Here is a 12,777-nt window from a genome sequence, read left to right as displayed (position 1 = left end):
CATGGGAGAGAAATATGGTGTATTGAATCGCCAAGTATTCCGGCAATCATTTTGGTTGAATCGAGCAGCTTCAGCTGACTCCTCCTGTTGGGGATAGTATGCCATTTTCCGCTCAGCTGGGGCACATATGCAGGCGGCTCCAGCAGACAGCGATTATTGAACTAGCCAACCCGTTACAGGGTGGCATAGTCAATCGTATCCAATCCTTGCCATGGCCGATGATCGTTTCGACCACGGCGTTGTCGAAAGACCCGTCGGTCGATCAACCGAGGCGTCGATGTCAACATCTGCAAAGCGCTGGGTGCAGAGGAACGGCAGGTATTGGCTGCGGATTTGCGTCATGTCACCCCCAAGCCAGCCAGCCTCGTACCGTCTCCCCAAAAAATAACCGCAGCCGAAGCCGCGGTTATTCCATCCCACCGGAGCAACACCCCCGGCTGCATCAGCACCACCACTCACTCCACCGGACAAATCTCCCCCGCCGTCCGGTCAAACTTCGCCTTAATCATCGCCACCAGGCACCGGATACCAAAGCAAGCATCCGAACATTCGCTTTCCACTTCCAACAGCACCAGCACCCTGTCCAATCCAGCACTGATGCAATTCAGCGATTCCCGGCAATCTTCCGGATTGGCGATTAAGACAGGTTGTTGATTCGACGCGGTATGTTCTTCCATTGCGAACTCCTATCAAAGTTGGAAGACCCGCCGGGTACCTGCATCAGAAGGGTGGCGGGCCTGACAGCGGGGGTAGCAATGCCGGCACACCAACGTAAGACCGACCAGCCTCGCGGCTGCCCCGCCCGGCCCGCCATTGAATGACGACGTGCAGGTGCGTGAGGATATGGGCGCGTGGGCGACCATCGGTTGGTGTGGGACAGGTTGCTACACCCGATCACCGTTGTTTCGGTGATGGCTCTAGTGTTCCCATCTCCGCCGTCTGTGGCGATCAGACGATTCGCAATCTTCCGGCGCTTCGCTGTCAGGCAGTTGCCTAGCGAATCCTGTCGAACCCACCAGCGGCCCAGCGCTCGGCGCTGTCCCGCGTCAGCCGAAAATCGGGCCGCACCTTCACAGTCGCCAGCACATCGCCGAAGGGATCCTCAGCCGTGAGCGTGCCAAAGGGCTCGAATTCATCCGGCGTAATGGCGAGCTTCACAATCACAGTGCCGGATTCAGACTCGATGCTGACCTGCTTGTTGAGCTGCGCATGCAATTGCTGCTCATGCCGCCGGATAACCTCTGAAGCCGTCTTGACCAGCGTCTGGTGCGCAGTGGCATCCAGCGGCTTGGGATCGACCTTGTTTCGCCCCATGGTCCAGGGACCGACCAGCGCGGGCTCGGCGCTGCCGTCGCGGATCATTTCGACTGCCCAGCCGTCGCCGTCCTCGTTCTTGATGACGCGGGCGGTCCAGCCCTTGTCGCGCCAGAGGCGGGGCTCGTGGATGGCGGTGGATTCGTGCTCGGAAAGGGCGTCGTCGGTGTGGTGCATCAATCTCGTGGTACGGGTCGGGGAACCCGCGAGGATACTATAGGGGCCGACAGGCAGCATTCGGCCGTGCGTGTGGGCGCCTGGCAGGTTGCTGAAAGACCGGCCGGCGGCGGGGTTGCTCCCCTCTCAAATGAGTCCCTTTATCAAGCGCTCGACAGTCATCGGTTGATGGAATTCAGGAGCAATGCTCGCATTGCGGACGCACCTTCAGGAACATGCCGGAAGGTCATGCTATCCCTGATCCTTCTCGGACAGCGCGCTTTCCAGTAGCTCACGTGCCTCCCTTCCATGAAGCCAAATGCAACGCTTCCATTCTTCGGTGGCTCCGTGCCTTCCTAAATATGCCTCGCGCTCTTCGGCGGTTAAGGATTCCCAGAATGAAGACCAATAGTTATCCCACCAATATTCAATGTCGCCTTGCAGGAATCCCAGCTTAAGCGGTTCGCTAATCTCTGGAAAGGCGACCCACGGAGGCGGTGGACTTGAGTTGGCCACTACTATGCGATCCAACACGGAAGTATCGTTGGTCATCATTGATACTATTGATCCAGAAAATTCATTACTGAACGCAATGGAGATGAAAAAATCTCCAGCCTCATTGCCGCTGCGTCTTATATACAAGTGCTCATCAACTTTATCGAATCCGTTTTTAATGCCTTCGATAAGCTCATGTACCTTATTCGACTCCAGTTGAAAGTGAGCGTAAAAAGCATTTATACCCGTTCCGGGTAATAAGCTGGAAATCTCAGGGTACCTAGAAGGCCTCTTTTCAGTCGCTGATATTCGCACCATATCTAGCGGACGAGAAAATAAACCTTTCAATTCTTCCAGCGAGCGGCCGAAGCGTGCTCGGAGGGCTCGATTCCGCTCCTCGGCGATACGCCTGTGAGTCAACATGTCGCGCAATTTCTTGAGCACTTATCTCACTCCATTTGATCGACCACCCAGTCCGCGCCCCAATAACCTAGGCTTCCGCCGATGATGCCATGGCTAGCGCCGCGCCGGCAGTAGCCGGGGCGCTTGCGCTGTCGATCACGGGACAGCCCAGCAGGGTGCCGCTCGCGGCCAGCGTCGGAGACGCATATCGGTCTTGCGCCGAGCGACAGCCTACTAGGCGCGGCTGAACAACGACTTCCTGATAATCGCATGCACACCCCAGTTGCCATTCACCACCTGCGTGATACCAAAATCCACCGCAACAGAGATCAGCGCGACCGCCTCGTCCTCACTCAGCCCCTTGACCGACATAAGGAAGCGGCGTGTCTTGCGGAAGGCGTCGCGCATGGCGTCGTCCAGGGTGGACTTCAGGTAGATATGGCTCTGCGCCATCTGGCCCAGTTCAGCCAGGTGGTTCGGTGAGCTGAAGCCATGCAGGATCCATTCGTCGGCGGTTTCCACCAGCGGGTAGCTCAGGTCGGCGAAGGGAGCGTCGCGGTCGATCATGGTGCTCTTGTGCAGGACGAGCTGGAAGTCACCGGTGAGCGAGCATTCGATGGCCGTGCCGCACAGCTCGGAGTCTCCCTGCGAGGCATGGGGATCGCCAATCGACAGCAGGGCGCCCGGCACGGCTACCCTGAGGTAGACGCTGGCGCCCCGGGTGACGCGCCAGTTGTCCAGGTTGCCGGCGAAGCTGGAGGGCGGGATGGAGTCGATCAGGCCGTCCTGCGCCGGCGCCACGGCGATGACGCCGAAGTGGGGGCGGACCGGTATCTCGATATCGCGCAGCACGTCGTAGTTCTTGACGATGGTGTCGTGGTCGACCGGCACGCCGGGATAGTCGATGGTCGGGTGCAGCACGCCGAACGGATCGCGCTGCGGCGTCCAGCGGAAGTTGTAGACCGCGCGCGCACGGCTGTCGGCGCGTTCGCAATCGATCTCGAAGACGGTGACCACTTCGCGCTCGCGCGGCTCGGTCAGCATGTCGCGGTAATGAAAGCCCCACCAGGTCGCGGCGTTGCTGCCGAAGGCCCTGCCGGCAAAGCGCGGGTTGCAGCACGGGCGCGGGCGCACGTCCAGGATGCGCACCTCCAGCACATCGCCGGGCATGGCGCCGCGCACCGCGACCGGGCCGGTGCAGATATGCACGCCAAAGCCTTCGCCGGCGCCGCGGCCATAGACCGAGGCGTCGATGGGGCCCGCACCGCGCCGGTTGACGTTCTTCTGCTCTGCGGTCCAGTGAAAGACGCTTTCGGCGCCGGCGTCGCCGTCGATCATGCGTTCCCGGTCGTCAGAGGCGTGCTGCGTCAGGGTTTCGATGGTGACGGTGTCGCCGGGCATGACCTCAAGCACGGGCAGCAGGTCGTGGCTGAGATAGCCCCAGTGCACGGTCTTGTCCGTGGCCTGCAGCCAGTGGTGCCGGCCTTCCGGGCGGGCGGCGTGCGAGCGCGCCTGGGTGATGGGGACGATGGTGGGCGCCGCTTGCAGGCGCGCAGCAGGGCCATCGTTCGCGGGCGCGCCATGGCTAGCGGGAGCCCGCTTCGCATTGGCCGGAAGCCCGCGGGAGACATTCTGCGGTGGGCGATGCTCGGGCGTGTTCGCCGTCTGCTCACGGTAGGCGCGGGGCGAGATCCCGAACTGTTCGCGAAACGCGTGGCTGAAGTGCGAAGGGTCGTTGAAGCCCCAGCGATAGCAGATGTCGGAGACCGAGAGCTTGTCGTACTGGTGGTTCGCCAGGTCGGCCCGGCATCGCTCGAGCCGGCTGGTGCGCAGGTAGGCGGAAAAGCTGCTGCCGGATTTCTCGAAGAGCTTCTGCAGGTAGCGGGCCGACATGCGCTCGTCCGCGGCGATGGCGGCGAGGCTGAGTTCCGGCTCGGCAAGGCGTGCGTCGATGCGGCTGCAGACGCGCGCAAAGACGGCCGCGCGCGAGGGCGTCATGTCCGGCGGTGCGCTGGGCTGGCTGTCGGCCAGCGCGGCGTCAAGGCAGGCGGTGATGGTGTTGTCGAAGGGCTGGATGGCCTTGGCGTTTGCGGACACGATGGTGTCGAAGCTGGCCGCCATGGACTGGAGCAGGCGGGCAAACAGTTCAGCGGCGTCGCCGCTCAGCACCAGCGCGGAGCGAGGCAAAGGGGCCGTGATGCGTGCGCTCAGCAATGCCTGGCCGATATGCACGATCAGCATGCGGAAGCTGGTGGCAAGGGCCAGCCTGCGGGCGGCGTGTTCCGGCACGCAGACCACCTGCCCCGGCCGCAGCGGTTCACGCAGTTCCGGCGCAGCGAGGTGCGCTTCGCCTTCGGTCAGCATCAGCAGCATCAGGCCGCGGCCGTCGCCGCTGGTGATGGCCAGCGTCTGGGGGACCGATGCAATGCAGGTCAGCTCGATGCCCGCGGGGGTGGTCCGCGACTCGATCGTGCCGTGCAGGGTGTGATCGGCGCACAGGCTTTCGCAATGCAGGCGTGCGGCGCGGAGTTCGTCACGCCAGGCTGCGCCGCGCCGGTTGTGTGGATAGGCTTCGGTGGAAAAACGCAAAAGGTGCAATTGAACCTCCCTGGCATCACGCTGCAACAGCGAAAACGGGCGGACATTGCTGTCCGCCGCGCATCCAAAGCATTTCCTGCGAAGGCCAGGCCCTCCGCTAGCCGAACAGCAACTGCCCCCGCATCGCGGCCACCAGTACGAATCCCGCGAACGTGCCAAAGATGGCGAAGATCCCGCCGAGCACGTTCGGGGCCGGTATCGGCGCACGTACCGCAGTGTAGATAACGCCAGTCACCAAGCCAACGGCTGCGGCCTGCAGCTCGGTGCTGCCCAATGCAATTTCCACCATGTCATTCCCCAATCTCATGAGTTGCGCGTGATTCAGCGGCTTTCCGGCGGCCGCCCGAAGGCGATGGTCCTGCGCCACGCGTGCACGATCAGATAGCCGATGTAGGTGAAGAGGATGGCGCAGATCCCGCCGGTGACGTTTGGCGCGGGGATCGGCAGGTTCAGCCAGGAATACAGCGTGCCGGTGACCAGGCCGACAATCAGTGCAACCAGCTCGTTGCGTCCTATGTAGACGTATTGCATGTGGCGCTCTCCCTTTGTATTGAGTTGACGGCTCAGCCCTTGTCCTTGGGCGGGAAGATCGAGCGCGGCATGGTGCAATGAATGCCCTGGGTGCCATCGACGACCTGCGTCACGCCGAAGTCAGCCGAGACGCTCATGAGCGAATAGGCATCGTCGCGCGAGAGTCCCTGTTGCTCGGTCAGCAGGTGGATCATGTCGCGGGCCGCGTTCTTGCCGGCTTCGTCCAGGTCCTCGTGGAAGCCATGGACGACCCAGCAATCCGGCGTTTCCAGCAGCGGCGACGGAAAGTGGAAGTCCTTGCGCAGGACCACCTGGAACAGGACGTTCAATGAGGCCTCGATGGCGGTGCCGCTGATCTCGCCGTCGCCTTGCGAGATATGCGGGTCGCCGATCGAGAACAGCGCGCCGTCGACCTGGACCGGGTAGTACATGGTGGCGCCCGCGCCGATGCGCCAGTTGTCGATATTGCCGCCATGCAGGCCGGGCTCGACGGTGGTGACGCGGCCGCGCGCGTCGGGCGCGACGCCAGCGGTGCCCAGGTGCGGGCGCACGGGAACCCGCACACCGGCCAGCGCCGGCTGCCTGCAGCATTCCCGCTCATCCACGAGCTTGCCGGGGATGGTCATCTTGCCGGGGTAGTCGAAGGCGTACAGGGCATGCGCGGTGTTGGAGCGCTGGTCCAGCTCATAGATGGTGACCCGCTCCTTCTCGAACTCTTTGTACAGCTGGCCCCAGTGCGCCGCGGCATTCGCCCCGAAACGGAAGCGCGGAATCATCTGCAGGTAGCGCACCTCCAGCACGTCGCCGGGCTTGGCGTCTTCGACATAGATGGGGCCGGTCATGATGTGCACGCCGGGGTTGCGGTCGTCGTGGGGAATCGCCCGGAAGATCTCGCGAATGGCGTCATCCATCATCAGGTCGGGGGCATCGCCGGCATGGTGGGTTACCGCTTCGGCGCGGATGAGGTCGCCGCTTTTCACGGTCAGGGCGGGCGCCTTGGCGGCATCGAAGTAGCCCCAGTGGACGGTCTCGGGGCGGGCGGGCAGGTCGTGCAGCATGTTGTCTCCTATGTTTTCTTGCAGCCGTGTCCGCAGCCGTTCACCCGGTGAGCGGCTGGATTCGATGAGGTAATCAGGGACACTGGCTATGCGTGGCAGGCGGGGTATGCCTGGTACCGCGCGGCAGTCCTGCAGGCGCCGCGCGGTGAGTCAATACTAGGGACAGGGCGTTGCGGGGCAGTAGGGCGATTCACCCCAAACTCTTGTGTTGCTGCGTACTAAGGTAAACCCGCTGCACGATGCCGGGTCGCGGCGGGCTGTTAATTCCTGGTTGACATCGTGTCAACGATCTATGGAATTGTCGACAACGCCTTGACAGTGCGGAAGCCCGGCAGAGCCAGGGGCTGATGCTGAGGATGGCAGGGGCCCTGGGCATGGATGCCGCGCAGGTTGCGGGGCTGAAGGCCGCCGGGGGTGGTGTAAGTCGCTGTGCGGCGCCGGCGCAATGCCGGCGCCTGCTATTGCTATTGCGATGGCGCCTCGGGCCATTTCCCCTTGCGGGGAAAGCGCATATCGAACTCGGTGAACACGTGCTCCTCGGAGCGGCAGCTGATGCTTGCCCCCCAGCTGTTCAGCACCTTCTGGCAAAACGCCAGTCCGATGCCGGTGCCGCGATGCGCCGGGTAAGAGAAGAAGGGCTGGAACATCCGGGCCAGCACTTGCGGCGGCACGCCCGTGGCGGTGTCGCGGAACACCACATGGACGGCGTCGGGCCGGACCTCGCAGCGGATATGGATGGTGCCCTTGCCGGCCCGCTTGGTCGCTTCCAGCGCGTTCTTCAGCAAGTTGGTCGTGACCAGCCCGAACAACTGGGCGTTGCCCATCACGTAGGCGGGGCCAGGCAGGTCGACGGTGACCAGATCCAGGTCGCTGTGCTCGAACGGAAACCGGCCGACAGCGTCGCGGATCACACCGCCCAGTTCGAACAGCTCCTGCGTGGCGTTGTCCGGGTTCTTGGAGTTGGCGACCAGCAGTTCAATGCTGTTGCTGATATGGGCCAGGTCTGATTCCATCCGGGCCACGGCCTGCATCAGGCCGTCGCGCTGCGGCGTGTCCTGGTCCAGGGCCGCCGGCAGCCGCGCCTTGAGGCCCCTGGCAGTCATGGCCAGGCTGGTCAGCGGCGTGCGCAGTTCGTGCGCGACGGTGGCCAGCGCGGCGGCCATCCCGCGCCGCTTCTGTTCGGCCAGCAGCTGGCGGTCCATCTTGATCACCACCAGCACCGCGATGACAAAGCCGATCACCGGCAGCTGCAGCAGTACCGGCTCCCACGGGATTCCGCCCATGGAGTTGCCCGCCAGCACGAACAGCGCAATGGCTGCCGCGGCCCCTGAGAACAAGGCAATGGTCGCGAACGCGGTGTTGAAGTGATACAGGATCACCACCGCGATGATGACCGATTCGGCCCACACCATGGAGCCGCCATTCTCCAGGTAGAAGAAGATAAAGGCGAACGGCAGGCCTATGGTAATGGCAAAGAGCGCATAGGGCGGCAGCCAGCGCCGGTCCGAGAAGGCGGAGGCGAACAGCAGCGGCACGAACAGCGCGGTGCAGACCAGGCGCAGCCAGAGGTTTTCATAGGGCTGCGGGAAGATGTAGGACCAGATCACGTAGTACAGCGGGTGTCCGATCACGCCCAGCGCCCCCACCATCTGGATCCGGCGCAGCCGGATGACGCTTTCCTCGTCCAGCAGGGTGGCCCGCGCGGCGGTCTCGAACACGGTCTGCCACGCATCGCGGGCGACGCCGGCAAGTGAGGTGCGGCCGTCTTCCGCTTGCGCTACCTTTGCATCCATCTCCAGGACTACTCCTCGCGGGAGCCTGCCAGCGACCCGCTTGTGGGATTTTGAGACTTGCGCCGGGCCCGGCGCGTCGAGGACCATTCATCCAGCCGGACTTCGTCGCGGATGCTGGCGAGCACGCCGACCAGGCGGTCGATTTCATTGGCGGCAAGTTTCGCATGCAGCGTAAGTCGCATCAATGCCCGATTCTTCGGTGTTGCCGGCGCACAGAATACCGCGCCGAAGATCCCGCGGCTCTGCAGCGCATCGCGCAGCACCTTGACTTGCGGCTCGGTTCCCGCCTCCAGGCCGATGATCTGCTCGGAGCCTTCGCTGATGTTGTAGCCCAGTTCGGCAATCGCAGCCCGGGTGTCGCGAGTGATGGCGTGCAGGCGCGCACGGCGCTCATCCGCCGTGGCGACGAAATCCGTCACGGCATCGAACCACGCAACCTCATGGCGCAGCAGCCCGGAACTGAAAATGGCCGGCCGGGACTCAACCGCGAAGAAGTCCTTGAAGTCGGTCGAACAGGCAACATAGCCGGCGCGGCCGGCAAACGCCTTGGCCAGCGAGGCCGTGCGGAAGTGTACGCGCTCGGACAGCCCGAGCGCGCGCACCAGGCCGCCGCCAGACGGCCCATGGGTGCCGAGCGAGTGCGACTCGTCCACCACCAGCACGCAGCCAGACGCCTCCGCCAGGTCGACATAGTCCTCCAGCGGCGCCACACTGCCGGTGGTGCTGTAGACCGAGTCCACCATGATCACGCCCGGGCCGAAGCGCTCAAGCTGGCGGCGCACGTGCTCGCAATCGTTGTGGCGCACCGGCACGGCCTGCGCGCCCGCGGCGATGATGCCCTCCCACAGGGAGGCATGCCCGTTCATGTCGATATAGACCGGAATGCCGGGGCCGGCAATGCACTGCACCAGGCCGACGTTGGCGGCCCAGCCGGACTGGGCGATCAGCCCGTCCTCGGCCTGCATCAGGTCTGCGATCTTGCGCTCGACGCGCCGCTGCGGGGTGTCGCCGTGCTGGAACACGGACGACATCAGCAACTCCGGCTCCTCATTGAGGAAGGCCCGCGCCTGCGCCTGTACCAGAGAGGTCTCGCCGAGCAGGCAGAGATAGTCGTTGCTGCTCAGGTGCAGCGCACCGGGCCCAGGCGTGCGTCCGTGAAGCAGATGATCGCCGCCCCAGAGCTTGCCCATCCGCTCGTCGAAATGTTGTGCCATCCGCGCCGTGATCCATGGCGGCAGCGTGGGGGCTTTGGCGCGAGAGGCGTGGCGCATCGAGTGCGGAGGCTCGGCTTCGGAGAACATCGGCTTTCCTTCTACAGGTCGGGTAATCAGTGAGATCGGTGGCAAGGCTCTGCATGGCGGTTGCGGCAAAAAGCTGCCGTCCGCGCGCGACGCGGCCGCACCCAGTCCTTCCGGCGAGGTGCCATTGCTGACAAGTCGGGGGAGTCCTGTTGACGTAGCGACCACTGTGCCAGCCTTAATCAGCGATTGTGACCGGACTTCCACCAATCCAACGTCCGTTTGGAGTGGGGGGTGCCGGGTTGAGACAGCCGCGTCGTGGCCGCACCTTCGCCGGCCGATAGGCCGATTTCTCACTGTAAAATGCCTTTAGCATCACTTATGTGATGCTTGCGCTACCTGTTGCGCCGGTCCTTGAAGCCGGACCGGGCGTGACTCGCGCTTGGCGGGACCTTGTCAGGCCCGGGACTGCCGAATGCTCATCATCAGTTTTGGTGAAGAATGCCCTTTTTGCACGCCCTGTTTACAGGCAGGCGGCTGCGGCAGCGCGCCATAGCCAGGAAGCGGGCCAACATCGGACTTGGCACCAAGGGCGGGAGACAAGGGGACTGCCAGGTACGCAGGTTGCGGCCGGCGGCAATTGCCGCCAGCGTGACCTGGCTGGCGGCGTGTGGGGGAGGGGGGCTTCGGAGAGAGGGCGCTGCCCATGGCGCTTCCAGGCTGGTGCCTTTGGCGCAGGGGTACAGGGCAGCAGCGTGCTGCGACGCTTGTGTCGGGGGGCGCCTTACGCCTGGCCTGCCTCGTCGATCAGCGCGGAAACGTCGACGATATACATCTGCCGCTCGGAGTCGTGGATCGAATCGATGCACACGTGCCGCCCGTCGCGGCTCCAGCGTGGATGCAGGTCGCAGCGGTTTTCCTTCTTCAGGACCGGGCTGGTGTAGTAACTGCCCAGGTCATGGCGCACGCCCTGCGCCATGTCGAAGAGAAACAGCACGCGCTCGTTGGTGTGCGCGTCGGGATAGGTGTCGCTGAGCAGCCAGCGCTTGTTGGTGGGCGAGAAGGTCATGTGACCGTTCTCGGTCAGGATGCCGTCGCCGATGACTTCAACCTTGCCGCCGGGGCTGTCGTGGTAGAGGTGGTAGTGGATGCTGCCCGCGTGCGGTCCCCACACGATGATATTGCTATCGTCTTGCCAGAGCGGATGGGAGATCTGGTACTCGGACTTCTCATAGTCGAAGGTGCCGACCGCGTTCGGATCGAAATCTTCGGCAAGCTGCGGCAGCGGATGGTCGGAGCATTCGAGCAAGCGCATGTCGCTGCCGTCCGGATTGACCGTGATCAGCCGGTGCAGGAAGCAGGTTTCGTCCTCGACCCGTTCGGTCCAGCGGTGCAGCAGCAGCACGCGCGATGAGGACGGGTTAATTTCGATGTGGCTGACCCAGTGGATGGCCTTGTCCATCGAGGCGCGCGGATTGAAGTTGCGCAGGTCAGCGTAGCTCACGACCAGGCGCGTCTGGCCGGTGCGCAGGTTTATGTAGTGGATGCCGTCGTCGGCGGGCGCATTGTCCAGCGCGGGCTGGGTGCCGTGGTCGCTGTAGCCGATGGTCTGGTGCGTGACGTAGAGGCGGCGGTAGTCCACGCACAGTGCATAGCGGCTGTCCGGCGCGACCACATAGACCGGCATCGGCAACTGGCGCGCTTCCCCGGTGTCGAGGTTGAAGATGGTGGCGCCCAGGTTGGGATAGAAGGCCTTGCTGTCCTGGGTGCGGCAGTTGTAGACAAGCTGGCGCTGTGCTTCCCCATCCAGCCATTGCAGCTGCGAGCCCATCTGCCAGTTCCAGGCGGTGGTTACCCCCACGCGATGGAAGCGGTCGTTGTCCTGCAGGTCGAAGTAGCCGATCTCGGCAACCAGGTCGGGGGTCAGGTCGGCATCGGCCATCGGCACGCGCTGCGCCAGCAGGTAGCGGCCGCTGCGGTCCCAGTTGGTCTTGTTGTAGTAGCCGAAGAAGTGATGATGCTCGCCCGCGCCGACGCGGCGGCAGGGCAGCGGCTTGGCAATGATGCGTTCCGTTGACATGAAGCGTGTGTGTCCGTGTTGAAGCTGAAGTCTGGAAGGGGCAATGGCTGGCCGCGCGGCCAGCCATGAAGGGGGAGTGTCCGTGCGCGGATGGAAGCCGCTTATTCGGCGGTGATCCTGCCCTTCAGGATCACCTGGTCCCAGCGCACTTTCTCCGCGGCGACGAACTTCTGCGCGGCATCGCGCGTATTGGCCACCGGGGTCATGCCCTGCTCTTGCAGTCCCTGCCGGAACTCCGGCGTGGCCACGATCTGGCGGATATCGGCGTTGAGCTTGTCCGCGATCGCATCGGGCACCCTGGCGCCAACCGCAACCGTGGTCCAGGAAGTCGCCACGAACGACGGGTAGCCGGCTTCGCTGGCAGTGGGCACATCGGGCAGCGCGGCCGAGCGGGTCTTGCCGGTCACCGCCAGCGCCTTGAGCTTGCCGGAGCGGATATAGGCCAGCGTGGTGGGCGGATTCTCGAACATCATGTCGATCTGGCCGCCGAGAAGATCCGTCATGGCCGCGGAGCTGCCCTTGTATGGCACGTGCGTGATCGGGGCATTGGCATTAAGGCGGAACAGCTCACCCATCATGTGCACCGAGGAACCGACGCCGGCCGAGCCGAAGGTCCGCGTGTCTGGCTGCTGGCGCGCCAGGCTGGCCAGTTGCTGCAGGTTGTTCACCGCCAGCTTCGGGTTGACCACCACCACGTGCGGCATCTCGGCCAGCACCGTCACGACCTTGAGGTCGGTGGCGGGGTTGTAGTTCAGCTTCTTGAAGGTGGCATAGGTGGCGTGCAGGCCCAGCGAGCCCAGCAGCAGCGTGTAGCCGTCGGGCGCCGCATCGACCACGGCCTTGCCCCCGATATGGCCGCCGGCGCCGGGCCGGTTCTCGACCACCACCGATTGCTTGTAGAGCTTGCCCAGCCGGTCGGCCAGCATGCGTGCCTGCAGGTCCGAGCTGCCCCCGGCGCTGAACGGCACGATGATCCGGATCGTGTGGTCCGGATAGCCCGGCTGGGCGAGCGCGCTGCCCGTGCCGGCGATGGCCAGCACGGCCGCAACGATCGCGCGTTTCCAAACATTCCGGGGTGAATGCCGCTTCATCAACTTTCTCCTTGGGTTCTG

11 protein-coding genes are annotated in these 12,777 nt (G+C 63.9%); all 11 read right to left on the bottom strand.

What is annotated here, in order from left to right; genetic code table 11:
• Nucleotides 1-455: 455 nt before the first annotated feature.
• Nucleotides 456-677 (bottom strand): DUF1484 family protein, encoded by a 222-nt coding sequence (locus C265_RS29105; protein ID WP_010812536.1) that lies wholly within the window; start codon nucleotides 675-677, stop codon nucleotides 456-458.
• A gap of 316 nt (nucleotides 678-993) precedes the next feature.
• Nucleotides 994-1,491: a hypothetical protein gene (locus C265_RS29100; protein WP_010812535.1), complete on the bottom strand. Its 498-nt coding sequence runs from the start codon at nucleotides 1,489-1,491 to the stop codon at nucleotides 994-996.
• Between the two features lie 231 nt (nucleotides 1,492-1,722).
• The gene (locus C265_RS32415; RefSeq protein WP_144062274.1) at nucleotides 1,723-2,409 is read right to left on the bottom strand and encodes a hypothetical protein; all 687 of its coding nucleotides are present in this window, start codon (nucleotides 2,407-2,409) and stop codon (nucleotides 1,723-1,725) included.
• Nucleotides 2,410-2,601: 192 nt separating this feature from the next.
• Nucleotides 2,602-4,965 carry an acetamidase/formamidase family protein gene (locus C265_RS29095; protein WP_010812534.1) on the bottom strand — a complete coding sequence of 788 codons (2,364 nt, stop codon included), beginning with the start codon at nucleotides 4,963-4,965 and terminating at the stop codon, nucleotides 2,602-2,604.
• A 97-nt stretch (nucleotides 4,966-5,062) separates the two neighbouring features.
• Nucleotides 5,063-5,254: a DUF1427 family protein gene (locus C265_RS29090; protein ID WP_010812533.1), complete on the bottom strand. Its 192-nt coding sequence runs from the start codon at nucleotides 5,252-5,254 to the stop codon at nucleotides 5,063-5,065.
• A gap of 32 nt (nucleotides 5,255-5,286) precedes the next feature.
• Nucleotides 5,287-5,496: a XapX domain-containing protein gene (locus C265_RS29085; protein ID WP_010812532.1), complete on the bottom strand. Its 210-nt coding sequence runs from the start codon at nucleotides 5,494-5,496 to the stop codon at nucleotides 5,287-5,289.
• Between the two features lie 32 nt (nucleotides 5,497-5,528).
• Nucleotides 5,529-6,554, bottom strand: coding sequence for an acetamidase/formamidase family protein (locus C265_RS29080; RefSeq protein WP_010812531.1), 1,026 nt, complete (start codon nucleotides 6,552-6,554; stop codon nucleotides 5,529-5,531).
• 464 nt (nucleotides 6,555-7,018) lie between these two features.
• Entirely contained in the window at nucleotides 7,019-8,347 is a 1,329-nt protein-coding gene (locus C265_RS29075; RefSeq protein ID WP_010812530.1) for a HAMP domain-containing sensor histidine kinase, read from the bottom strand.
• An 8-nt stretch (nucleotides 8,348-8,355) separates the two neighbouring features.
• Complete coding sequence (gene cqsA / locus C265_RS29070) at nucleotides 8,356-9,648, bottom strand: alpha-hydroxyketone-type quorum-sensing autoinducer synthase (protein ID WP_010812529.1); 1,293 nt, start codon at nucleotides 9,646-9,648, stop codon at nucleotides 8,356-8,358.
• A gap of 721 nt (nucleotides 9,649-10,369) precedes the next feature.
• The gene (locus C265_RS29065; protein ID WP_010812528.1) at nucleotides 10,370-11,665 is read right to left on the bottom strand and encodes a hypothetical protein; all 1,296 of its coding nucleotides are present in this window, start codon (nucleotides 11,663-11,665) and stop codon (nucleotides 10,370-10,372) included.
• 101 nt (nucleotides 11,666-11,766) lie between these two features.
• Nucleotides 11,767-12,756: a tripartite tricarboxylate transporter substrate binding protein gene (locus C265_RS29060; protein WP_010812527.1), complete on the bottom strand. Its 990-nt coding sequence runs from the start codon at nucleotides 12,754-12,756 to the stop codon at nucleotides 11,767-11,769.
• Nucleotides 12,757-12,777 lie beyond the last annotated feature (21 nt).

The sequence above is a fragment of the Cupriavidus sp. GA3-3 genome (genome assembly GCF_000389805.1).
In the GTDB taxonomy this organism is placed as follows: domain Bacteria; phylum Pseudomonadota; class Gammaproteobacteria; order Burkholderiales; family Burkholderiaceae; genus Cupriavidus; species Cupriavidus necator_D.
The sequence above is the reverse complement of the archived record's forward strand: the minus strand, read 5'-3'. Positions and strand labels throughout refer to the sequence as shown.

Excerpts from the sequence above, each read along its gene's own strand:
- C265_RS29065 (WP_010812528.1), bottom strand. The coding sequence starts at position 11,665 with ATGTCAACGGAACGCATCATTGCCAAGCCGCTGCCCTGCCGCCGCGTC.
- C265_RS29075 (WP_010812530.1), bottom strand. The coding sequence starts at position 8,347 with ATGGATGCAAAGGTAGCGCAAGCGGAAGACGGCCGCACCTCACTTGCC.
- C265_RS29100 (WP_010812535.1), bottom strand. The coding sequence starts at position 1,491 with ATGCACCACACCGACGACGCCCTTTCCGAGCACGAATCCACCGCCATC.
- C265_RS29080 (WP_010812531.1), bottom strand. The coding sequence starts at position 6,554 with ATGCTGCACGACCTGCCCGCCCGCCCCGAGACCGTCCACTGGGGCTAC.
- C265_RS29090 (WP_010812533.1), bottom strand. The coding sequence starts at position 5,254 with ATGGTGGAAATTGCATTGGGCAGCACCGAGCTGCAGGCCGCAGCCGTT.
- C265_RS29060 (WP_010812527.1), bottom strand. The coding sequence starts at position 12,756 with ATGAAGCGGCATTCACCCCGGAATGTTTGGAAACGCGCGATCGTTGCG.
- cqsA (WP_010812529.1), bottom strand. The coding sequence starts at position 9,648 with ATGTTCTCCGAAGCCGAGCCTCCGCACTCGATGCGCCACGCCTCTCGC.
- C265_RS29085 (WP_010812532.1), bottom strand. The coding sequence starts at position 5,496 with ATGCAATACGTCTACATAGGACGCAACGAGCTGGTTGCACTGATTGTC.
- C265_RS29105 (WP_010812536.1), bottom strand. The coding sequence starts at position 677 with ATGGAAGAACATACCGCGTCGAATCAACAACCTGTCTTAATCGCCAAT.